This is a genomic window from Pseudomonas amygdali (genome assembly GCF_002699855.1).
In the GTDB taxonomy this organism is placed as follows: Bacteria; Pseudomonadota; Gammaproteobacteria; order Pseudomonadales; family Pseudomonadaceae; genus Aquipseudomonas; species Aquipseudomonas amygdali.
Genome location: NZ_LKBW01000272.1, coordinates 1 through 22,242, shown reverse-complemented (window position 1 = coordinate 22,242; position 22,242 = coordinate 1). Strand labels below are relative to the sequence as shown.

Annotated in this window: 22 protein-coding genes; 6 read left to right on the top strand and 16 right to left on the bottom strand. The window is 58.4% G+C overall.

Annotation, left to right across the window (positions count from 1 at the left end):
- Positions 1-304 precede the first annotated feature (304 nt).
- Together cra and AO277_RS18545 are read left to right on the top strand one after the other, a co-directional pair.
- Positions 305-1,300 (top strand): catabolite repressor/activator, encoded by a 996-nt coding sequence (gene cra / locus AO277_RS18550; protein ID WP_004658635.1) that lies wholly within the window; start codon positions 305-307, stop codon positions 1,298-1,300.
- Entirely contained in the window at positions 1,297-2,097 is an 801-nt protein-coding gene (locus tag AO277_RS18545) for a TatD family hydrolase (protein WP_044318575.1), read from the top strand. Before cra ends, AO277_RS18545 begins: the two co-directional genes overlap by 4 nt.
- 33 nt (positions 2,098-2,130) lie before the next feature.
- On the opposite strand, the gene ampE is transcribed toward AO277_RS18545, so the two are convergent.
- From ampE to AO277_RS18530, 3 genes are all read right to left on the bottom strand, one after another.
- Positions 2,131-2,967 carry a regulatory signaling modulator protein AmpE gene (gene ampE, locus AO277_RS18540; protein WP_044318574.1) on the bottom strand — a complete coding sequence of 279 codons (837 nt, stop codon included), beginning with the start codon at positions 2,965-2,967 and terminating at the stop codon, positions 2,131-2,133.
- A gap of 15 nt (positions 2,968-2,982) precedes the next feature.
- Entirely contained in the window at positions 2,983-3,531 is a 549-nt protein-coding gene (ampD, locus tag AO277_RS18535; protein ID WP_002552044.1) for a 1,6-anhydro-N-acetylmuramyl-L-alanine amidase AmpD, read from the bottom strand.
- 181 nt (positions 3,532-3,712) lie between these two features.
- Entirely contained in the window at positions 3,713-5,968 is a 2,256-nt protein-coding gene (locus AO277_RS18530) for a DUF1631 domain-containing protein (RefSeq protein ID WP_044318573.1), read from the bottom strand.
- Between the two features lie 351 nt (positions 5,969-6,319).
- Between AO277_RS18530 and nadC the strand changes: the two genes are divergently transcribed.
- From nadC to AO277_RS18515, 3 genes are read left to right on the top strand one after another with little or no spacing between them, the layout of a single operon-like run.
- Positions 6,320-7,168 (top strand): carboxylating nicotinate-nucleotide diphosphorylase, encoded by an 849-nt coding sequence (nadC, locus tag AO277_RS18525; RefSeq protein WP_002552042.1) that lies wholly within the window; start codon positions 6,320-6,322, stop codon positions 7,166-7,168.
- A 58-nt stretch (positions 7,169-7,226) separates the two neighbouring features.
- Entirely contained in the window at positions 7,227-8,303 is a 1,077-nt protein-coding gene (locus AO277_RS18520; protein WP_044318572.1) for a TIGR00266 family protein, read from the top strand.
- Between the two features lie 60 nt (positions 8,304-8,363).
- Entirely contained in the window at positions 8,364-9,605 is a 1,242-nt protein-coding gene (locus tag AO277_RS18515; RefSeq protein ID WP_044318571.1) for a VWA domain-containing protein, read from the top strand.
- 269 nt (positions 9,606-9,874) lie between these two features.
- Here AO277_RS18515 and AO277_RS18510 read toward each other — a convergent pair whose 3' ends face one another.
- The 13 genes from AO277_RS18510 to AO277_RS18450 form a co-directional block, all read right to left on the bottom strand.
- A complete protein-coding gene (locus tag AO277_RS18510) occupies positions 9,875-10,453 on the bottom strand; it encodes a TerD family protein (RefSeq protein ID WP_002552039.1) in 579 nt (192 codons plus the stop codon).
- Positions 10,434-11,060, bottom strand: a complete 627-nt coding sequence (locus tag AO277_RS18505) for a TerD family protein (protein ID WP_044318570.1) — start codon at positions 11,058-11,060, stop codon at positions 10,434-10,436. The genes AO277_RS18510 and AO277_RS18505 overlap by 20 nt, the downstream gene beginning before the upstream one ends.
- A 27-nt stretch (positions 11,061-11,087) precedes the next feature.
- On the bottom strand, positions 11,088-12,122 hold the full coding sequence (locus AO277_RS18500) for a TerC/Alx family metal homeostasis membrane protein (RefSeq protein ID WP_005732348.1): 1,035 nt from the start codon (positions 12,120-12,122) through the stop codon (positions 11,088-11,090).
- Between the two features lie 26 nt (positions 12,123-12,148).
- Positions 12,149-12,598, bottom strand: coding sequence for a tellurite resistance TerB family protein (locus AO277_RS18495; RefSeq protein WP_002552036.1), 450 nt, complete (start codon positions 12,596-12,598; stop codon positions 12,149-12,151).
- 51 nt (positions 12,599-12,649) lie between these two features.
- Entirely contained in the window at positions 12,650-13,855 is a 1,206-nt protein-coding gene (locus AO277_RS18490) for a TerD family protein (protein WP_099259092.1), read from the bottom strand.
- A complete protein-coding gene (locus tag AO277_RS18485) occupies positions 13,852-14,445 on the bottom strand; it encodes a TerD family protein (protein WP_002552034.1) in 594 nt (197 codons plus the stop codon). Before AO277_RS18485 ends, AO277_RS18490 begins: the two co-directional genes overlap by 4 nt.
- A gap of 47 nt (positions 14,446-14,492) precedes the next feature.
- Complete coding sequence (locus tag AO277_RS18480) at positions 14,493-15,239, bottom strand: HAD-IB family hydrolase (protein ID WP_044318568.1); 747 nt, start codon at positions 15,237-15,239, stop codon at positions 14,493-14,495.
- A complete protein-coding gene (locus tag AO277_RS18475; protein ID WP_005782711.1) occupies positions 15,240-16,190 on the bottom strand; it encodes an HpcH/HpaI aldolase/citrate lyase family protein in 951 nt (316 codons plus the stop codon).
- A complete protein-coding gene (locus tag AO277_RS18470; protein WP_044318567.1) occupies positions 16,190-17,284 on the bottom strand; it encodes a cysteine protease StiP family protein in 1,095 nt (364 codons plus the stop codon). The genes AO277_RS18475 and AO277_RS18470 overlap by 1 nt, the downstream gene beginning before the upstream one ends.
- Positions 17,277-18,035: an HAD family hydrolase gene (locus AO277_RS18465; protein WP_044318566.1), complete on the bottom strand. Its 759-nt coding sequence runs from the start codon at positions 18,033-18,035 to the stop codon at positions 17,277-17,279. The genes AO277_RS18470 and AO277_RS18465 overlap by 8 nt, the downstream gene beginning before the upstream one ends.
- Positions 18,028-19,161 carry a phosphoribosyltransferase domain-containing protein gene (locus AO277_RS18460; protein ID WP_005732340.1) on the bottom strand — a complete coding sequence of 378 codons (1,134 nt, stop codon included), beginning with the start codon at positions 19,159-19,161 and terminating at the stop codon, positions 18,028-18,030. The genes AO277_RS18465 and AO277_RS18460 overlap by 8 nt, the downstream gene beginning before the upstream one ends.
- A 66-nt stretch (positions 19,162-19,227) precedes the next feature.
- On the bottom strand, positions 19,228-20,367 hold the full coding sequence (locus AO277_RS18455; protein WP_044318565.1) for a trypsin-like peptidase domain-containing protein: 1,140 nt from the start codon (positions 20,365-20,367) through the stop codon (positions 19,228-19,230).
- Between the two features lie 54 nt (positions 20,368-20,421).
- Positions 20,422-21,420, bottom strand: coding sequence for an ATP-grasp domain-containing protein (locus tag AO277_RS18450; protein ID WP_044318564.1), 999 nt, complete (start codon positions 21,418-21,420; stop codon positions 20,422-20,424).
- A gap of 119 nt (positions 21,421-21,539) precedes the next feature.
- Here AO277_RS18450 and AO277_RS18445 point away from each other — a divergent pair, with 119 nt between their 5' ends.
- Positions 21,540-22,085, top strand: coding sequence for a DUF1523 family protein (locus AO277_RS18445; protein WP_044318563.1), 546 nt, complete (start codon positions 21,540-21,542; stop codon positions 22,083-22,085).
- Positions 22,086-22,242: the final 157 nt, after the last annotated feature.

Here is a 22,242-nt window from a genome sequence, read left to right as displayed (position 1 = left end):
TGACGATCACGTGATCGACAGCTTGGGGGATGCAAGTGATGCTTGTCCGGACATCGTATCGGACATCACTTTCATCTCGATTGCAGCAGACAACAGGCGTGCTGAATCGTTTAATCTACAATTGCCCGGCACGTTACTCGATTCTAGGGATTCATTGAAGCCCAGTCGGTCTGATCACTGTGGGACACTTCCCAAAATACTTGAAGCACATGGGAATTTCCTACGGTCTGGTGTAAAGATCATCGTCATAGCAAAAATAATTCGACTGTCCAGAGCCACTTACCTGACTAAAGGAAATTTCGGGGTGAAACTGAGCGATATCGCACGTCTGGCAGGTGTTTCTGTCACTACGGCCAGTTACGTGATCAATGGCAAGGCCGAACAACAACGCATCAGCCCGGCAACGGTCGAGCGCGTCAAGGCAGTGGTCGAGCAGCATGACTTCCGACCCAACCCGCAAGCGGCGGGCCTGCGCAGCCGTCACAGCAAAACGCTGGGCTTCATCCTGCCGGACCTGGAAAACCCCAGTTATGCGCGCATCGCCAAATTGCTTGAACAGGGCGCACGCAGTCTCGGCTATCAACTGCTGATTGCCAGCTCCGATGACGACCCTGTCAGCGAACTGCAGCTCTTGCAGCTTTTCCGTGCACGCCGTTGCGATGCGCTACTGGTCGCCAGTTGCTTGCCACCTGATGACGACAGCTACCGCGACTTGCAGCTCAAGGGCATGCCGATCATCGCCATCGACCGGGAAATGAATCCCGAATTTTTCTGCTCGGTGGTCAGCGACGACCATGACGCGAGCCTGCAACTGACCCGCAGCCTGCTGCAAACCCGACCGCGACACATCGCCCTGATCGGAGCACGCCCAGAGCTGAGCATCAGTCGCGCGCGTGCCGCAGGCTTCGAACACGCACTCGACGGTTTTACCGGAGCCACCATCATCGAGCACGGCGAAGCGTTCAGCCGTCAGTGTGGCCAGCGTTTGATGACCGAGATGCTACAGCGTGAGGGGCATTTTCCCGATGCGCTGATCACCACGTCCTATGTGCTGCTGCAAGGCGTGTTCGATGTGCTGCAAAGTCAGGCACTGCAATCGACTCAATTGCACCTGGGCACCTTTGGCGATACACAACTGCTGGACTTCCTGCCGTTGCCCGTCAATGCCATGGCCCAGCAGCATCAGTTGATCGCCGACACGGCGCTGCGACTAGCCCTGGCCGCTATCGAGAAGGATACTTATCAGCCTGGCGTCCATGCCATTGCACGCGCCTTCAAGCAACGTATTCACGAGGTGTGAATGTGACGCTGATCGATACCCACACCCACCTGGACTTTGCGGATTTCGATGCCGACCGCGCCCAGGTCCTGGATAGCTGCCTGGCACTCGGCGTGCAGCGCATCGTGGTGCTTGGGGTGTATCAGCGCAACTGGCAGCGGCTGTGGGATCTGACCGAAGCAAACCCTGCCCTGCACGCAGCTTTCGGGCTGCATCCGGTGTATATCGATGAGCACCGGACCGAACATCTGAACGAGCTGGCGGACTGGCTGACGCGTCTACAAGGCCATCCGCAGCTGTGTGCAGTGGGCGAGATCGGTCTGGATTATTACGTCGAGCATCCGGACAAGCCACGTCAGCAGGAGCTCTTTGAAGCACAACTGCAATTGGCATCAGACTTCAACCTGCCCGCCCTGCTGCATGTGCGCCGCAGCCACGCTGACGTAATTGCCGCCCTCAAACGCCACAAACTCAAACGCAGCGGCATTGTTCACGCCTTTGCAGGCAGTCGTGAAGAGGCGCGTGAATACATAAAGCTGGGTTTCAAACTGGGCCTCGGCGGCGCAGCGACATGGCCCCAGGCGCTGCGCATGCATCGTGTCATCGCCGAGCTGCCGCTGGACAGCGTCGTGCTGGAAACCGACTCACCGGACATGGCACCTGCCATGCATCCCTACACGCGCAACAGCCCGCAGCACTTGCCTGACATTTGCCAGGCGCTCGCTGACCTGATGAAGATCCCCTCGGAGCGCATGGCCCAGGCGAGCACCGAGAATGCCTGCGAGCTGTTCGGCTGGCCTCGTACGGCCAGCGCATAAGTCAAAATCGTTGGGTCAAAACTGCCGAGCCGATCAGCGCAACAGGGTCCACAACGCAAATCCTGCGTACCAGACAATTGCAGCACGAACCAGCAGCTCCCAGAGCATGTCGAGACCGGTGACACCTTGCGGACCGATCACCGGCGGCGGCACCTCGCTGGCAGCGCAACCCACACGCGTAATCAGCTGTGCGGCGCTGATGTTCCAGTTGAGCAGTTCGTGCAACATCACGCGACTCACGGCTACAAAGTTGCCGACCAGCGCAAAGCTTGCGGCGAGCAGCCTGACCGGCACCCATTCAAAGGCGTGGCGCAGTTGTCCTGCCCGCTCTACCAGTGCAGGTGTCGTGCCCTGTTCAGCGGCAAGCGCCAACAGCCTGTAGGCCAATGCCGCTACCGGGCCGAGCACGAAATACCAGAAAATAACGGCGAAGAAACTCTGAAACGCCTGCCAGAGCATGTAGCCCTGCACGCCTTGCAGCAATTGCTCGCCGTTATCTGCCTGCACACCCATGTCGCGCCCGGCCACGTGCACCGCGGCCTGCGTATCACCACGCCTGCAGGCATCACGAAACGGCCCGAGTACCGCGATCAGGTCAACCCGACCCAGGCTGTAGATCAGCACCAGCAGGTGGATAGGCAGGACCAGCCAGCCATAAGCCACCGAGCCGATGATGGTCAGCGCCAGTTGCAGCAGCAGGACAGGCACTAGAACCAGCAGCGCCAGCATGACCCAGGGACGTGCCGCCGTCCGCGGGCTGGCTTCGAGCCTAGCCAGTTCCTTCAGCCAGGGCCCGTCACGCTGAACGCGCTGACGCAGCGCCGAAAACTTCTCGACAAGAACGGCCAGCAGTAGCACCAGAAAACTCATTGTTCGTCCCTCACATCAATCCAGCAAAGCCGCTTGAAACCTGGCCCAGTCGAAAAAGGGGCCTGGGTCAGTCTTGCGTCCCGGCGCTATGTCACTGTGACCGCAGATGCGCTCGGGGGTGATTGCCACGAAAGCCTGACGCAATTGACGCGTCAGCTCGATCAGAGCGTGGTACTGCGCCTCGGTGAACGGCTGCTCGTCAGTTCCTTCCAGCTCAATGCCGACAGAGAAGTCATTACAGCCCTCACGACCCTGAAAACTGGAAACCCCTGCGTGCCACGCGCGATCAAGACAGGAGACGAACTGAATGACCTCGCCATCACGTTCAATCAGAAAATGCGCTGAAACGCGCAGATCGGCAATCCCCACAAAGTAGGGATGCTCGGTGCTGTCGAGCTGGTTCTGAAAGAAAGCCTGCACCTTGCCAGTCTTGAATTGCGCAGGCGGCAGACTGATGTTGTGGATGACCAGCAGCGAGATTTCGCCTTCGGGCCGCGCATTGAAGTTGGGTGAAGGGCAATGCTGTACGCCATCGCACCAGCCGCTTGCGGAGTCCAGTTGCATGAGCGCTCCTTGAACGGGCGGATAAGTGGCGCTGATTATGCCCGCGACAGGAATGGATGTGGAGGTTTAGCCGTTGACCCGCGGTGTAGGAAACACGCTCTATACACCAGAGACGTGTGACGCAGATCGTCGAACTGCATGCCAATGCGGAGCGTCGGCAAGACGGTCAATCAGATAACGATCAGGCACCCTTGAGCTTGCGCAGGTTGCTGATGACCGATTCCAGTGCCCGGTCGAACAGCAGCGCATCATCGAGAATCCGCACGGCACCGCGCCGAAACTCGATGGCAAGACCGGTACGGGTCTTTTCCAGGACCTTCATGCCGGTTCGGTTGACGAACACATAGCGCCCGGTCGGCTCGACAATCGCGGTCAGTTTGCAGCGCAGCTTGTGCTCTTCATCTTCCTGAATCTCGACCCAGCAACCGACGCGCAATTTGTCGACCATCTGCAGACCGGCATCGTCGGCAGGCAGCTGCACAGTCGGCTCATTGAGCATCCGCTCTTCGGGGGTGACCAGAACGATTTCTTCAACAACGGCCATCATCGGCGGGCTTTCAACGAGCTGTGCGCCTGTCAACGACGTATCACCACCTTGTGCATCATCACCACCTTCCTGCAAGCGCGAGAAGTGCTGGAACGCCTGAACGTGCAGCGATTCCAGCTGGCTGAAGAATTCACTGGTGGCAAACGGGTCGAACGCAGCGCTGGTCAGGCCATCGCGCAGGGACTTGAGCAGCCCGGGCACCAGCTCGAGCAAGCGCTGCAGCGCCTGGGGGTCGTCATGTTGTTCGACGCTCCAGATCAGCTCATCCATGGTTGCCAGTCCGGCCTGCCATTCGCTGGACTCTTCGCCATGCTTGAGACAGGTCAGCAGAAGCACCTTGCTCCAGGCTTCCTGCAGCAGACGCACAACCATCTCCGGCAATGTGCGGCCCAGCAGGCGCTGATTCAACTCATGCTGCACCTGCTGCCGTGCCAGTTCGGCACGAGCGCGCCCCTCTTCGGCATCGCGGGTGCGCTGTTCAAGCAGCTCGCTGCGACGACGTTCGTCACTGGTGAACGCCAGAAAATCCGCCAGCAATTCAGAGAAGATTGCCGGATCATCGACAAAGTCATTGAGCAGGCGCTGCACGATCTGCTCGACGCGCTGATAAAGCGAGTCGCGCTGATAGTCATCACGGCTGCCCCAACCCAGCGCGGCAGTGGCAATTTCGTTGAGCAGGCGGCGGGCCGGATGGCTGCCGCGGCTGAAAAAGCTTTTATCGAGCACAGCTACTTTAAGCATCGGAATCTGCAAGCGCCCGATCAGCGCACGCAATGAAGGCGTCAGGTTGCGATCATCAAGGATAAACTCGAAGAGCATGGCAATCAGGTTGATCACATCCTCGTCGCCGCCGCCGACAATCCTGGATTTGCCGGTTTTGACGTTGACTCGGGTCAGCAACTGTTCCAGCTGATTGCGCAGGTCAAAATCGTCTGCGGTGTCTTGAGACGGGACGTACTGCTGCAGGTGAGAAAGCAGGCGCAGCAGGTCCCTGCTGGAAATCGGCCGAACCTCGGCATTGGGCTCATGACGCGGAGCAAGGTTGCCGCGAACCTGCAGCAACAATTCCTGCAGGGCAGAGAAAACCTCCTGCACCCCCTTGTCGAGCTTGTCGGCGGCTTCATTCAGCGCAGGATCGGACATCTCGGAGACGCGATTCCTGGGAGCCGCCCGATCAGACGATCGACGGGCCGGCAGTGCTTTCATGTCCGGCAACACACCCGTGGCAATCAGCAGTTGATTGGCTTCACTATAAAGGTGGTCAGTATTGGCCAGGACGTATTTCTCGAATAGTTTGAGAATGATCAGCTTGACCTTGATCTCGACGCCAAGGCTACGTCCTGCATCGAGGAAAAACCGGCACAGCATTGCCGGACCCAACGGGTTGGAATCCTCGGCGATAGCTTGCGGAATCAGAACATTCAGGCGTGCAGTGAGCTGGCCCAGCGCGAGGCTGTCACGACTCATGACCTTGCTGACCATAGCATCCACAGCCACGGTCTTCTCGAGATCATCGTTATGCACCAGCGCCAGCTTATCGAACGACACGGCGGTGGGCAGCACGGGCTCGTGAATCTGATACTGGCCCAAAGCCAGAAAAGACTCATAAAACTTGTCGAGGAAGCCACGCTCGATACTTTTGCGCTTGAGGCGCAGGTCGCGCATGGCTTCAAAGAAGATGTTCTGATCAGTATTGCTGCGGGCGCGGTCAGCCATTTCGAACAGCGTATCGTCGGCGTTGTCGAACAGCGCCTGCAACGCATCCTTGAGCTGCTGGGCCGCCTTGTCGCGGACCTGCAACAACACAACAGGTAATCGGGCCAAAGGAGTACCGGCCCCCTGCGCGGGGAGCAGTTTGCTCAACGGCACTACTTTTTCGTCGTTCGGCATTACACCCCCTGACAGGAAACAACCTGAACCCCATCACAAACGTGGCTTGCTACCCTCGCACTGTGAAGCGACCCGCTTGGCCTTGCAAAACGTCAAAGTCATGACGTCAATTACAAGTCGGATTATCTTTCAAAACTTGTCATCAACGCCAGTGACACTTCTATGGTTGTCGTTGGAACTGTGACAAGGCACTCATATGCTGCGATAGACCGCGATATTCGCTTTCCATCGCAAACGAATTTGCCAAACCGACCAACTGCATGTTCTCAACGCTGCACCGGAGCATCGCCGCAGGTGGGTTAGCGGTGTGCGGTGCCTTATACTCGGACGACTTTGCTACTGGAGCCCGCTATGCCGAATTTACGAATTGCCGACCTGACCGCCGAGATCGAAGCCAATGTGCGCCGCGCATTGCTTGAGGATGTCGGCAGCGGCGATATCACCGCCCAATTGATTCCGGCGGAACGGCTGGCCAAGGCCACCATCATTTCCCGCGATGCAGCGGTGATCGCCGGCACCGCATGGGTCGATACGGTCTTCCGCCAACTGGACCCTCGCGTGGCGGTGCACTGGCAGGTGACCGATGGCGACCGGGTCAGCCCGAATCAGGCGCTGTTTCACCTGGAAGGTCCGGCTCGCTCGCTGCTAACCGGCGAACGCAGCGCGCTCAATTTTCTGCAGATGCTTTCGGGTGTGGCCACGCGTGCGCAGTACTTCGCAGACATGGTCTCGGGCACCCAGGTCAAATTGCTGGACACCCGCAAGACACTTCCGGGCCTGCGCCTGGCGCAGAAATACGCCGTCACCTGCGGTGGCTGTCATAACCATCGCATCGGTCTATACGACGCGTTTCTGATCAAGGAAAACCATATCGCAGCCTGTGGCGGCATTGCCCAGGCAGTAGAGGCAGCCCACCGGATTGCGCCGGGCAAGCCTGTGGAAGTCGAGGTGGAAAGCCTGAGTGAACTCAAGCAGGCGCTGGACGCAGGCGCCGATATCATCATGCTCGATGAACTCAGCCTCGATGACATGCGCGAAGCCGTGCGTCTCACCGCAGGCCGCGCCCGTCTGGAAGCCAGCGGCGGCATCAATGACGACACCCTGCGGGTGATTGCCGAGACCGGTGTGGATTACATTTCCATTGGTGCGATGACCAAGGACGTGAAGGCCGTGGACCTGTCCATGCGCCTGAGCCTCTGAATATCGCGCAAAAACGCGCGCACAAACGACTGTCACGATTCGCTCGGGAGTAGACGCTTTGGAACAATGGTTTGTGATGAATGCGGGCCGACAGCTTGGCCCGATGGATGCGGACGCTGCACGGCTGATTGCCCGTGAGTCACCCGGCGCATGGTGCTGGAAACAGGGCATGCCGGACTGGCAACCGATCTATCAGGTGGCGCAGGTGCGCGCCATGAAGAAGGACGGCGTGACGCCCTTCCCGGACCCGACGCCGGACATGATCCAGCCGAAGCCGTCCGGGCTGCCCGCACAGGCTGCACCTACACCTACACCTACACCTACACCTGCCAAGCGTCCTTCATTCACGCCAGACCCGAACGCCTCGGGCGGCTATGGCCTGGCGCAAACCACCGATGGCGTGGACTTCAAGCTGTACGGTGCGGAAACGCAATTCGTCGAGCTGGAGCTTGATCCCGGCGAAAGCGCCGTCGCCGAAGCCGGGGCGATGATGTACAAGACCTGCGACGTGCAAATGGAAACCATCTTCGGCGACGGCAGCAACCAGTCTTCAGGGCTGCTGGGTTCGCTGTTCGGTGCAGGCAAGCGCATGCTGACCGGCGAAAGCCTGTTCACCACGGTGTTTTCGCAACAGGGTTCGGGCAAAGGACGCGTGGCGTTTGCAGCGCCCTACCCCGGCACCATCCTGCCACTGAACCTGCGGGATTTCGGCGGCAAACTGATCTGCCAGAAGGACAGCTTTCTGGCCGGTGCCAAAGGTGTATCCATTGGTATCCAGTTTCAGAAAAAAATCCTCACTGGCCTGTTCGGTGGCGAAGGTTTCATTCTGCAAAAGCTGGAAGGCGACGGCTGGGTATTCGTGCACATGGGCGGCACAGTGCGCAAGATCGAGCTGGCGGCAGGTGAATCGCTGGATGTCGATACCGGATGTCTGGCGGCCATGACGCAGACAGTCGATTACGATATCCGCATGGTTGGTGGCGGCATCAAGTCGATGCTGTTCGGCGGCGAAGGCGTGTTTTTCGCCAGGCTGACCGGGCCTGGAACTGTGTGGCTGCAAAGCCTGCCTTTCTCTCGACTGGCCGGGCGCATGCTGGCAGCAGGGCCTGCCGGGGTGGGCAGAAGCGAACGTTAACGTCAGCACTTCGTCATTCGACCGAGGGCTATGCTGCGCCCTCACTGCCAAGGAAGAGACATGCAGATTACTCAAGGTCAACGTGTTCCCCTGTCCAGCCTGATTCAGGACTCTGATCTCACCCTGTCGATTGCCATCAAGTCCGCACAGGTCATTGATTACGTCTGCTTCGGCGTCGATGCCAACGGCAAGCTGTCGGACGACCGCTACATGGTTTTCTTCAATCAGCCGAGCAGCCCCTGCAACAGCGTCAAACAAGTCAATGGCGGGGATTTTCAGCTATCGCTCGCGGGCTTGCCTGCCTCGATAGAGCGATTGGTATTTACTGCGTCCATCGATGGTGCGGGCACCATGAGCGAGATTCAGGCGAGCCATTTCAGCATCCAGAGTCAGGGCCGAGAAGTGGCTCGCGGCGAGTTCTCCGGTGCAACCTTCACCGCCGAAAAAGCCATCGTGGTCGCCGATATCTATCGCAAGAACGGCGAGTGGCGCATCGCCTCCAATCTGCAGGGCTATAACGCCGGGCTGGACGCGCTGGTGGTGCATTTCGGCGGCGAAGTGGCTGATGCTCCAGCCCCCCCGCCAGCAGCACCCCCGCGTATTTCGCTGGAAAAGAAAATCGCTGACGCCGCACCGCAATTGATAAGCCTGGCCAAAAAGGCTCAGGTCAGCCTGGAAAAAGCCAGACTGACCGATACCAAGGCCAGGGTTGGTCTGGTACTGGATGCGTCCGGTTCGATGAACCCGCAGTACACCCGCGGTCATGTTCAGGAAGTGGTAGATCGCCTGATTCCGCTTGCCGTGCATTTCGACGACGACGGCGCACTGGACTGCTGGGCCTTCGGAGCAAAGCCCCAGCAGTTAAGTGCGGTGACGCTGAGCAACTTCCAGAACTTCATCAAAACCGATCATGGCGGCTGGAAAGACTGGGAACTGGGCGCACGCATCAACGATGAGCCCAAGGCAATGCGCATGGTCATCGACTACTACAAGAAGTCCGGTGACAAGACTCCGGTCTACATCCTGTTCATCAGCGACGGCGGCGTGCATCAGGATCGCGAAATTACCAGGTTGATGACCGAAGCGGCGAAGCTGCCGATCTTCTGGCAGTTCGTCGGCCTTGGCGGACGCGGTTACGGCATTCTGGAAAAACTTGATGACATGGGCGGTCGCGTTGTCGACAACTGCAACTTCTTCGCCCTCGACCGGCTGGACGAGATCCCGGAAGAAAAGCTTTATGACCTGCTGATGGAAGAGTTTCCCGACTGGCTGAAAGCGGCAAAGGGTGCAGGGATTTTGTAACGCATCGAGCTCTCAACTATCGTAAAACGCAGAGCGTCGAGAACTGCTTTCCCAGCCGGAGCCTGCGGAACGACTATCTCAACTATCTCAACCATCGTGCGACGCTCCGCGTCGCATGCCGTTCCGGACGCTCTGCGTCCTCTTTGCGATGCAGAGCGTCGCAAGATGCGTCCTACGCTGGAGCGTGCGCAACGATAGCCTCGTAATCAGCCCCAATAAAAAACCCCCGCCATTGCTGGCGGGGGTTTTTATCGTGCGCTGCTCGGGGTTTAGCCGATTGCCACGCCGTGCGCTTCTGCCAACGGCTTCAGACCGCCTGCAAAGCCTTGACCAATGGCCTTGAACTTGAACTCGTCGCCATTGCGGTACAGCTCGCCGAAAATCATCGCGGTTTCGGTCGACGCGTCTTCCGACAGGTCGTAACGAGCAATTTCCTTGCCGTCAGCCTTGTTCACAACGCGAATGTAAGCGTTGGACACCTGACCAAAGCTCTGCTTGCGCTCTTCAGCCGAGTGGATAGTGACCGCAAAAACCAGCTTCTTGACCGCAGCAGCCAGACCGGTGAGTTTGACGTTTACCGACTCGTCATCACCATCGCCAGCGCCGGAACGGTTATCGCCAAGGTGCTCGACCGAACCATCGGCCGATTTCTTGTTGTTGTAGAAAATGAAGCTGTTGTCATCCAACACCTTGCCACTTTCACCAACGATGAAGACCGATGCGTCCAGGTCGAACTCGGTGCCATCGGTAACACGTGGATCCCAGCCCAGGCCAACGGTGATTTCTGTCAGGCCCGGAGCCTCTTTCGACAGCGAAACGTTACCGCCTTTACTCAGACTTACTGCCATGTTCGTAATCCTTTCTGGAAAAATGGTTAGGCGCGAATAAGAAATTCATGCCGAAAGAGTTGGCCACAGCTTTCAGGCCACCGGCGAAGCCGCTACCCACTGCGCGGAATTTCCACTCGCCATTGTTGCGATACAGCTCGGCGAAGATCATCGCGGTTTCAGTCGAGGCGTCTTCCGCCAGGTCGTAGCGAACGATTTCCGAGCTGGATTTTTCATTCAGCACACGGATAAACGAGCCGCCCACCTGACCGAAGTTCTGCTTGCGGCTGTCAGCGTCGTGAATGGTCACAACGAAGACGATCTTGTCCACGTCAGCAGGAACGCTGGTCAGATTGACCTTGAGCACTTCGTCAGCGCCATCACCAGCACCGGTACGGTTGTCACCGGTGTGTTCGACGGAACCATCGGCGCTCTTGAGCTGGTTGTAGAAAATGAAGTCAGCTTCACTGCGGACCTTGCCATTGGCGCCCAGCAGAAATGCGTCCAGGTCAAATTCCTGGCCGTCAGTGGCACGCGGATCCCAGCCCAGGCCAATCAGTACATTGGTCAGGGTAGGGTCGGTTTTCGACAGCGAAAGGTTGCCACCTTTTTGCAGAGTCAAAGCCATGATTCGGTTATCTCCTTTATCCAGTGTTTACGCTTTTTCTTCAGCGGATTCTTCTTTACCCGGGAAGAGCAGGCTTGCAACGATACCGATGATCAACACGACGACCACAACCAGCAGGCTGGTATTGGCGCTGATCTCGTAACCGTGGTGGAACAGGTGGTTGGTTGCGTTCAGGCCCAGTTTGATGGCGATGAAGAACAGCAAGGCGATAACCGCTTTCTCCAGATGCACCAGATAGCGCTTGAGGGCTTCAAGAACGAAGTACAGGGTACGCAGACCAAGAATCGCGAACAGCATGGCCGAGAACACGATCAGCGGCTCGCGGCTCACTGCAATGATTGCCGGCACGGAGTCGAACGCGAACAGCACGTCGGAGATTTCAGCCACAACCAGACACAGGAACAATGGGGTCGCGAACAGAGCGCCCTTGGCGGCCAGGGTGATACCGGCGTTTTCCGGTTTTTTGACTTCTTCTTCCAGTACCGAGCGACGGACGAAGAAGTTGCTGCCGTGCAGCTTCGGCCATACCGGGAACAGTTTCTTGGCGAAGCGATACGCCATGTGTTGCGAGTAGTCGACTTCTTCGTCGTCGTCATCACCCGCTCTGAGCATCATGATGGCGGTCCAGGCAACGATGACCGCAAACACCACTTCGACCCACGGCCCCAGGGCCAGCAGGCCCGTACCGATGGCGACGAAGATGCCGCGGAAGACGATGGCACCGATGATGCCCCAGTACAGAACGCGGTGGCGCAGGCCATCCGGAATCTTGAACCAGGAGAACAAGGCCATGAACACGAACAGGTTGTCGACGCTCAGCACTTTTTCCAGCGCGTAACCGGTAACGAACAGCGTGGCGACTTCGGAGCCGTGCTGCACATACAGGAAACCGGCAAAAGCCAGCGAAATGGCGACCCAGAAAATCGACCACGCCGAGGCTTGCGCGAGGGTGATCGGCTTGTTTCCCCGGTGGGAGAACATGTCGATAGCCATGGCCGTAATGGCCAGGCCGACGAAAACCGCCATCGTGAGTGGAGGGAAGCCTAGAGAGGTGCTTTCCATTTAACTGCGTTCCTTAGGGTAAAAAATTACAGGTCGAAATCGGACGGGTTCAGGCCAAGCTCTCGGCAGATCGTGCGGCAGACTTCCCGCTCTTTCTCGTCGAAGCTGCCATCAGCGCCACCGATAGCACAGCAGACGCGCACCAGCAAACGGGCGGCATCTTCTTTCTTTTTGATCTTGCCGATGGTTTTCAACGCTTCGGCACGACCAATTTCAAAATCGAACTCGAACTTGGAGCACGCTTCCTGAAAACCCTGGATGACTTCCTTCATGTCAAAAACTTTCAGCTCCTGAGAGTTCTGGATGAAGCCAGCCATTTTCTGCTTTTCACTGGAGCTGATATCGCCGTCAGCGGCCGATACCAGAGCACAGCCGGAAACCACAGCTTCCATGAATTCGCGGTTCTTGAACTTCGAAACTTCCGAAGCCAGCTTGTCGCGAGCAGCCGTTGCGTTTGTTTTCAACCAGTCCAGCATGTCTATCTCCCATGAGGCGGCACAGCCAGCCCAGAAATACCACGGTATTGTTTACTTGGAACCGGCAGCCCAGCGCATGCCCCAGCCATAGGCCTTGTCCATGTTGCTGTGGCCATTGTGGAAATCCACCCGACGCGTCACCTTGACTGCACCATTGTCATTTTCCAGCAAGGCAATTGCACACATGCCCTGACGACCACCTTCTTCGTTGAGGCGAACCTCGATGGGCGGCTGGCCCGGCGCATGAATGGTGACAACACCGTCGGTTTCTTTCCAGTTCGGCGCACCTTCATAGATGAACGCATAAACCAGAATGCGACGGATCTTGCTCCAGTGCGCGCCATTGATATGCAGCCACTCACCGTCACTGATCGAGCCAGTACGGTCATCGCCCATCAGTTTGATGAAAGGCTCGGTGTTGAGCGAACCGAACGAGTTGCCCAGCGCCTGAACCGCGCCTTTCAGGCCATCCTGCAGTTCGAAGAGGCAGCCTACATCAAGGTCGATGGCATTGCTCTTCTTCATCGAGAAGAAGCCGCCGCCCTTGCTGTCGCTGCGACGGTTCCAGTTAAGGTTGACCCGAATCTCACCGAAACCTGCGCTGGACTTTTCCAGGCTGATCGAAGCACGGGTCTTGTCGAGCGTGATCTTGCTCAAACTGACGGTCGACTTGGGTGCAGGCGCGGGAACAGGTGCAGGTGCAGGTGCAGGTGCAGGTGCAGGTGCAGGTGCAGGTGCAGGTTGATCCTGGGGCGTTGCGACCTCTACGCCAAAGTTTTTTGCCAAGGGTTCAAGCCCGCCGGCAAAACCCTGGGCGACGCAGCGGAATTTCCACGCGCCCTGACGCAGATAGAACTCGCCCAGAATCAATGCGGTTTCTTTCATGCCGCTGGTAGGGATATCGGCTTCGATACCGCCAGTGATGCTCAGCGCCAACCGTGACACGCTGCCAAAACTGGCCTTGTTCTCGTAGATGGTTGCCGTCAGGGCGACCTTCTCGATGACCGAATCCAGACGGCTCGGGTCAAGGCTGAACACAGCGCGCCCGGCCGACGCTTCAGTCTGCTGGACCGCACCGCCGTTGACGCTTTTCTGGCCGTAGAAACACATGTCCTGATCGCCACGCACCTTACCGGAGCCGGTCAGCAGGATTGCAGACACGTCGATATCCGCATCCGCCAGCGGGGAGTAGCTGACCTCGACCGTCAACGGACCGGCAGCGACTGGCGCGTTGGCGCCTGGGACAAGTTGGGTCATGCGCGTACAGCTCCGATGGCCAGTTCGACCAGATCATCTGCAGTACGGCCGTTGGTAACCTGACCAACTGCGGTGAAATCCCAGCCTGCGGGGGTGCGCGCCAGATAGGACATCACAACGCCGGTGTGCTGGCCTTTCTCGGACAGATCAAAGCGGCCCAGTTCGTTGCGGCTGCCCAAATCGACAATACGGCAGTAGGCGTTGGCGACTTTTTCGAAATTCTGACCGGTGAACGAGTTAACGGTGAACACCAGGTATTTGACCGTGGCCGGCAGTTTTTCCAGATCAACGCTGATGGTTTCATCGTCGCCCGCGCCTTCGCCGGTACGGTTGTCACCCGAGTGTTGAATGGCACCGTCGCGCGACTGCAACTGGCGGAACCAGACCAGGTCGAGGGGCTTCTTGTCGGCGTCGAGCATGATGCAGGAGGCATCCAGGTCGATATCGCCGCCGCCACCGCCGAGCAACTTGCCGAAGAAACCGCTGGCTTTTTCAGGGTCCCATCCAAGGCCCATACTGACTTTCTTGAGGCCGGTACCAGCGGTTTTCTCCAGTGAGATCGTCTGGTTCTTTGCCAAAGTGAGTGCCATTTTTCGCTCCATGTGAACGTCGGAATTCGGATAAAAGTGTTACAGTCTTACCGTGTTGGCCCATCTTTGCCATCAGGATTGTGTAACTTGGCGTTAACGGGGCCTTTATAACGGCCTCGACGCCACGTCGGATGGAACAAACGCCAGTGCGCATCCTGAGCAGCGGCGAGCAATTCGTGATCACCCCGCGTGTCGCCCCAGGCACGAACCCGGAACTGCGTGAGCGGCCCATAAACACTTTCAAGGCGTGCGACTTTCGAATCGCAACGGCAGTTGCTGCCTTCGATCAATCCAGTCAGTTTGCCGTCGATGACTTCCAAATTGGTGCCGATCAGCTCTACTTTCAAGCGATCAGCGAAGGGTTGCAGAACCATAGCAGGCGATGCTGAACATAGCGTGACAATGGAGCCCTTCTCGATTTCGGCGGCGATGGACTCCAGCGCAGCCGGGCGCATCAGGCGGTTCCAGTGCGACTGGCAGAACGCCTCGGCCTTTTGCTGCAGCCATTGCACTTCAACGCCGCTGAGAAACGCCTTTATAAGGCGGCCCTTCAGTTCGTCGCGGGTCACACGCTTGGCGAGATAGCCGATGCTCGGTAGCACCAAACGGGCCATGCGCACGGAAAAGGCACGTTGCCCAAAGGCGAACTTGAGAAAAGGCACAAAGCTGTCATGCCGGGTGATGGTCCCGTCGAAATCGAAAACCGCCAGCAGGCGTTGTTCCACTTCGATTTCAAGATCAGGTCCTACAGGTTCAAGATCAGGTTCTACGGTTTCAAGGTCAGGTTCTATCATCTAGCTAACTGCCTCAGCGAGTCGAATGCTGGCATCCATGATCGAAGCGGGTGCGGATAACACTCCATGCCATTTGGCGCGCTCCATGATGTGGGTTGCCCATTTGTAATGGGTGGCCGGTTCACACATCGCATCGTTGTACTTGAACACTGCGGGGGCCACAGAGTTCAAAATCATCCGGGCGGAGTTCATGTCCTCCAGACTGACGCGTAGTGCATTCTGAATGATATTGACCTGCGAGGGGTGAATTGCCGTTTTACCGACCAACCCATTGGTAATATCCAGCGCCAGTTCATGTTCCAGAATGTCAGGTGTGGCCAGTTGCTCGAACACCGGCGCGGTGAGTGCAAAACCCTGCGAGCCCATCACTCCCGCCAGCATCGGGATCACATAGCCCATGGGCGTCGAATACAGGGTCATGGCCGGGTTGCGGCGCAGCCCCAGACAGCCCATCAGGTCATTGCCACCGATGCGCAACGCGATGATCCGCTCGTACAGACTGGCTTTCAGCGCTTGCCCAAGTTCGACCATTGCCGTCGGATCGAACACTTCCGGCGTTTCCAGTGTGGGCATCAACGCCAGCGCCGGGTTGGTAACGGACTGCTCCCAACTCGTCAGACTTTTCAGCGAAAGCTTGGGGACAACGAACCCGTCAACGTGCGCCATCAGCGGCCAGTCGTTGAGAATCCGCGCCATTGCGGCATCTCTCGGACGAACGAACAACAGCGGACCGTTGGCCGGGCGGCCGCCACGGTCCTGAATGCGGGTCAGCACCTGGCGAAGGTTGACCAGCGCTGTATCGACATCAATCAGCGCCACCGCATCTTCCAGGCACACGACCAGCGAACGCAGTTCGGGAATCTTTTCACCGAACACCACATCGACGATGTCATCGCGGGTGGCGGGCATGTACAGCGTTGCCCCCAGCGCGTAAGGCGAAAATAAGGCCATTAGCTCAGACTCCGAATGATGGTCACTGCCCGATAAGGCCCCAGCACATCGCCGACTTCTTCAACGGGAATCCCCGCTTTTTCGGTCAGGTGCAGCAGCAGTTGCACATCGCTGTCCGCCCGATTGCGTACCAGCACATGGTCTGGAACACGGCGCATGACCGCGCGAGTGGCTTCGGCAATGCCCGGCTTGATGCGATTGAAGTTAGTGATATCAAAGCGCTCGGCCAAGCGGTCGACCACCTGCGTTGCAGCGTCCTTGAGCCCGGCTCGCTGCGTCAGCGTCCAGGGTGTCAGCTTGAGCGTAGAACTGTTTTGACGACGCTGGCTGTCGATGTGTTCAATAAAAGACTGCGTGACGTCGTGGCCCTGCAATTGCTCGTAAACCACACAACCATGCAGCCCGCCGTCCGTCGGCCAGATAGAGCGCGACACCAGCCCGGACACGGTCGCGCCAAGAATACCGGACGGAATCACCCAGTCTTCTGCCGACGCCGCCAGCCAGGCACTGCCGCAGGGATCGGCCAGCACTACCAGTCGTGGTTCTTTCGGGAAGCGCGTGTCACCTGCCAGACTGCGACGGATTTCACCCGAAATTGCGCCCTTGCCGGTCCAGCCGTCGACAAATACGATGTTCTGCGCGCCGTGGGCCAGAATGATGGCCTCCAGCGCGACTTTATCGATACCGCGATCACGCACGATACTGATGCCGTAGTGATGCGCTTCGCGGTGCAGATCGATCAGTGCCCGACGCAACAACACACCCAGCGGCAAACCGGCACGCACGAACGACACCAGAACGATTTCAGCGCCGGTGCATTCGCGGTCAAGCGCCTGTGCCAGGGCTTGCACGTCATCGGCCATGCGCAAACCGTTCTGGCTGAGTGCACGCTCATACAACGCCTTGTGAGCGGCGCTGGGAGGCGACTCCTCGCTGATCATTTCCGAGTAGTGCTTCTGGTGTGTCTGGATCAGGCGCTCCTTCTCCGCCACGCTAGTGGCCTGCATCGCAACGCTGCGCAGCAGAAAATGCACGTCGTCGTACAGATAACTGCCACTGCCGACCGTATCGAGCCCGTGAACGGGATCACTCATGCTCTGCTCCGACAAACATTTTCGCCAACTGACTGCGGGCAGGTGTCGCCCACCAGTGGCACTCGTCCATGAAACCCAGGTCGGTAATGCTGTCGCCAAAACCGAGCACCGGGCGTTCGCCATTGATGGCCTTGTCGCGCCGCAGCCATTCCTGAACCGCGTAGCGCTTGGCCAGCCCCTCGGGCAGAAAGGCCAGGTTGTTGCCGTTGTCGTGGATGTGCATGCCATCGAGCAAGCCGCGGGCCTGCACTTCGGCCAGCACTTTGCTGAGGACGTTGTCATCACTCTCGTTATGCTTTGTCACCACGTAATGAAACAGCTGCGCCTCTTCAACCACCCAGCCGCGCAGTGAAAAGCCCAGCTCATGACCAATCGCCAGTGTGGCGGCAGACAATTCATGCAACCGCGATTGATAGCTGGCCAGGGTATTTTTCATCTGCTCGTTCCAGTCCTGGTCCAGCCGCCCCATGACATCGAGCATCACACCGCCGTGCGAACAGATTGCGCCTGCAGTGAACGGCAGTTTGACCCGGCTGTAGGCCTCGACACTGCGCGCCGTCACCGGCACCACATCGGAATGCGCCAGCAGCCAGTGCGCGAAGGACTTCTGCACGTTAGTCATGTAGCCATTGGCGTTACCGCTGATATCCAGCGTTGCGACATGTTTTTCAATGTTCGCGGGCGTTTTGCGGGCGGTCTGGAAGAGTGTGTCGTCCAGATCGACGAAGATCAGCGGGCGGTCGTTACTCATCGCAGATAACCTCGGCGTTCAGCGCTTCGATAAGCTCGGCGGGTACGGCCTGCCTTGGGGTTTCGGTGCAAATCAGCACCCGGTCAAACTGACCCGGCCGCACGTTGTACAGGAAGTTGGGAATGCCCAGGCCATAGTTGTCGGAGAACGACAGCGCATGGTCGATGGCATGCCCCAATGCAATCGGTGAACGGCTGGTAGAGCTGAAATGCACATCGGCACCGGCTTTTTCCAGACGCTCGGCCAGCAGAAACGGCCGCCAGACGAACTCGCTGGTGCCTACCACCAGAACGCGTTCACCCTTTTGCACGCTAAGCCCTGGCGCCAGGGTATCGGCAACCGATAACACCCCCATCCGGCCCCAGTCATTGGCGGTCACCAGCGGCCAGTCGCCCATTGCCACGGTGCCAACCTCAGGCATGTCCGGCAATGGCGCGCTCACGTCTTCATCGAAAGAGTACGAGCCCTGCAACAACGAGACCTGCTCGGCCACTGCGCCCATCGACGTGCTGACTGCACCTGCCGACCAGTCGGTAAGCACACACGTCACCACCCGCTCGATGTTGCTGAGCCCGGCCTCGACCAGCGCCTGATGGAGATTGATGAAGGTCTTGCCCGTCGACGCCTCGTCATCGACCAGCACCAGGGAGCGTGCGCCAAGCATCATCTCGCGTAACGCCGGATCGACAGGCAGATGGATAAGGTGAGCGCTGGCGTGGCTGTGCTCTTCTTCAAAGCGGGCGAACAGCTCGCTGCCGGTAGGATGGCGCGTGCTGACCAGATACAAGGCATCAGATCGCGTTGCGCTGTAGGCACGGTGCACGCCGGCACCGAGACCGACTGCGGTTTCGGCCATGCCGATGACGAGCACCGGGCCGGGCAGGTCTGCCGGAATCTTGTGCGCCAGGTCCTGAAAACTTTTCAGCATCACGCCCGGACGCGCGGGAATATGACGCCCAAGCACCCGGGACACGAACAGAAATGCGCGCTTGGGGTTGCGCCGTTCAGCGAAGCCGAACAGAGAATCCGGGGCAATAGTGGACGAGTCGACGCTGACGTCGAGACGACCACGAAGCAGGTCAGCACGAAGCTTTGTAGAGTTGGAAAAAGCTGCGCTGCTGTCCATTGATAAATTCCTGAGTAACGGGGCCGAAGCCCCAGACGCCTGCCACTTGAGCAGGCAACACCGACGTCACTGGCGAGAAGCTTCAACGAGCCATAACGATGACTGTGCGGCGCGTGAGATTTCTGTGGTGGTGTACGACCTTTCCGGGCGGGCATGCGGCGCATCGATACGGCATGCCTGCAGAAAGGACAGCAGCAGTGCGGACTTCACTGCGAAGTTCATGTTTTGCCCGTCCGGCACGGTGGATGTCACCATGCCGATCACCGCGCCACCGTTGTCAAACAGCGGGCTGCCACTGGACCCTGGCTGAATCGGTGCCGTGAACTGGAACAGGCTGGCGTCATTGTGCAGACCGAACAGACCGGAGATCCCGCCCTGCGTCACCTGCAGCCCGCCACCGGAAATGGACGCCAACGGGTAACCCAGGACCGTTACGGTATCACCCGGCTCACAGCCCTGCCCGTCCCGGAATGTAACCGGAGACAACGGCGGCGCGCCCTGCACCCGCAGCAGCGCGATGTCGTTGCGACGGTCGATCACCACTGGTTCGGCCTTGTAACGGCCTTCCAGTGAAGTGATGTAGAACACGCCCATGTCTTCGATGACATGGGCACAGGTCATGACGTGCGCCGGGCCGACCACAAATGCCGTGCCGGTCGCCGACTCATGCCGAGGCCCGCCACTGGAGCCACCGGACGGGTGGCGCGGGTGACGGTCATCAACGTCCAGGCCGATCTTGCGCCCGAACGCCGACAACCCATACGCCGAGCCTTCGCTCAGCGCGCGGAATTTCCACTGTTCATTACGCTTGTAGAACTCGCCGATGATGATCGCCGCTTCGCCGTTATCGCGCAGATCCAGCCGATGCTCGATGTCGGCATCCACTTTGAGATGCAGGCTGGAAACGTCACGGACCGGCCCCATGGCTGCATATACATAGACCATCAACAACACGCGATCACTGCCAGCCGGGAGCCTGTCCAGCCGAAGCGTACAGCCAACATCCTGAGGCCCGCCGCTCCACTCCATCCAGCTCTGTTCATGATGCAGCAGCGCCGGGTCGCCCATGGGCTGGCGCTTGTCGTTGACCGCCAGCAAGGCGACGGCAGTATACTCACCAAAAACCGAAGACTTACCGCTCTCCAGGTTCCAGGTGCAGTGGGCGTTAGCTAAAGCAGTGTTTGCACCTGGCGCAAGAAGCTTCATGCCCGATCCTCCCTGATAAGAGCGATTAGTGATAGCAAAAATCTATTATCCCGATCAAACCGTGGCCCGTACAGCGACCGTGATGGCCTTCACGCGGATATCCTCAAGCCAATGTGTTTCCGATTCTTTCAAGCCGAGACGGCGTGTCGCAAAAATACCCGGCAGGTTGACGCCGGTTTCACGCGTATAACCGATCCCGCCCGAGTAACGCGGGTTGATTTCCAGCAAACGCGGCTTGCCGTCAGCGTCGTCACGAGTCTGCACATTGATCAGCCCGTCGCAGGCAAAATGCTCCGCTGCGCGCACCGCCAGTTGCACCGCTTCGCTGTCGCGCTCGAAGGTCTGATTCAGCCCCACCTTGCGCCGCCCGACAAAGGCAACCGCCTTGCCGTGTTCACAGACCATGTCCACCGAGCATTCACTGCCGGGCATATACGGCATCAACAGCATCGCCGGAACGTCCTCGGCCTGACGGTAAGCGTTAAGGTACGCCTGAAAAGTCGTTTCACGCGCATCCGGATTGGCGAAACAGCGAAAATCATCGACATCGGCCTTGAAGCGCCAGAAGCCCCGTCCGTAAATCCCGACCACCGGCTTGATACAGACCTCGCCAGACACCGACAACGAATCGTAAGCCGCCTGCAACTCCTCGGCGCTGCTCGCGGCGATTCCCGGAATGCACGCCAGACCCGCCGCCTCGGCCGCCGCAGTGAAGCGGCTCTTGTCATCGACATCCATGAAGGTCTGCTGGGACGTTCCGCCCGTGACGAGGTCCAAACCTTCGGCAACAAAACGTGCACGCTGCGCTTCGTAAAAGCTGCCTATACGCCCGGCGACGATAGTCCGGACGCCCAGCGAGCGAGCGGTCTCCAGCACCCAGTCGATACGCTCTTCATTATCGACCGGCTCTTGCAGTGCCACATGGGCCTGCCCGGTAATTTCGGAGCGCTGCTGGCGATGTGAGGCGATAATCTGCACCGACGCAGGCAGCGCATCGCGCGCGCCCATGATCACTTCACGCTGGCTGGACTGCCCTTCAAGGAACCAAATCATGTAAATCTCCGGAAGACAACGCCATCTGCAACGGCCTTGTCGAATTTTGTAATAACTGTTTTGCTTCGAAATGTTCGGATTAGGGCAAAGTCACGCAATTTTAAACAGAGGACGCTGGTATGAAGTGGCTGAGAAGGTCGATTTGGCTTGTGGTATTCGTGGCACTCGGGATCGGCGCATTAAGCCTTTATTACGTCCTGCCGCGCCATGATGTCGTGATGATCACCGGCGTGGAAGTCAAAAGAATGGACGCCGACGGCGTCATCAACGCCGAAAACCCGGCAGACGGCCCGACCCGCGACGTGTACTTCATCAACACCGAAGACCCGGACACCAAGAAAGTCGTGGTCTACCGCAACGAAGACACCGGCTGGAGCTTCCCGTGGTACTTCAAATTCGACTCCGCCGACATCCAGGCCAAAGCCCAGGGCTACTCGCGTGATTCCCAGCAACTGGCGCTGATTCGTTATTACGGCTGGCGCATAACGATCCTATCGATGTTTCCCAACGTGACAGAGGTTGAGGCGGTGACGAGTCGCGATCAGCCGTTTCCGGTTTTTAATACGGTGTTTTTTGTGGTGGTGGGGTTGCTGGTGGTGATGGTTGTGGTTGGGGTGAGGAGGAGGTTTCGTAGGCAGCCGCGGGTTGATGGGGTGGCGAGGTAACTTTCGTACTTTAGATACTGCGAAAAGCCCGGTCTATGATCGGGCTATATATGGAGCTGCTGGAACTTGCGTGCCGCAGAAAACGGGAGTATCAGTTTTTTTGTGTTCGGGCTGGTTAGGGCCTGCCGTCAGGCAGGCCCTTGTTTTACCAGCTCGG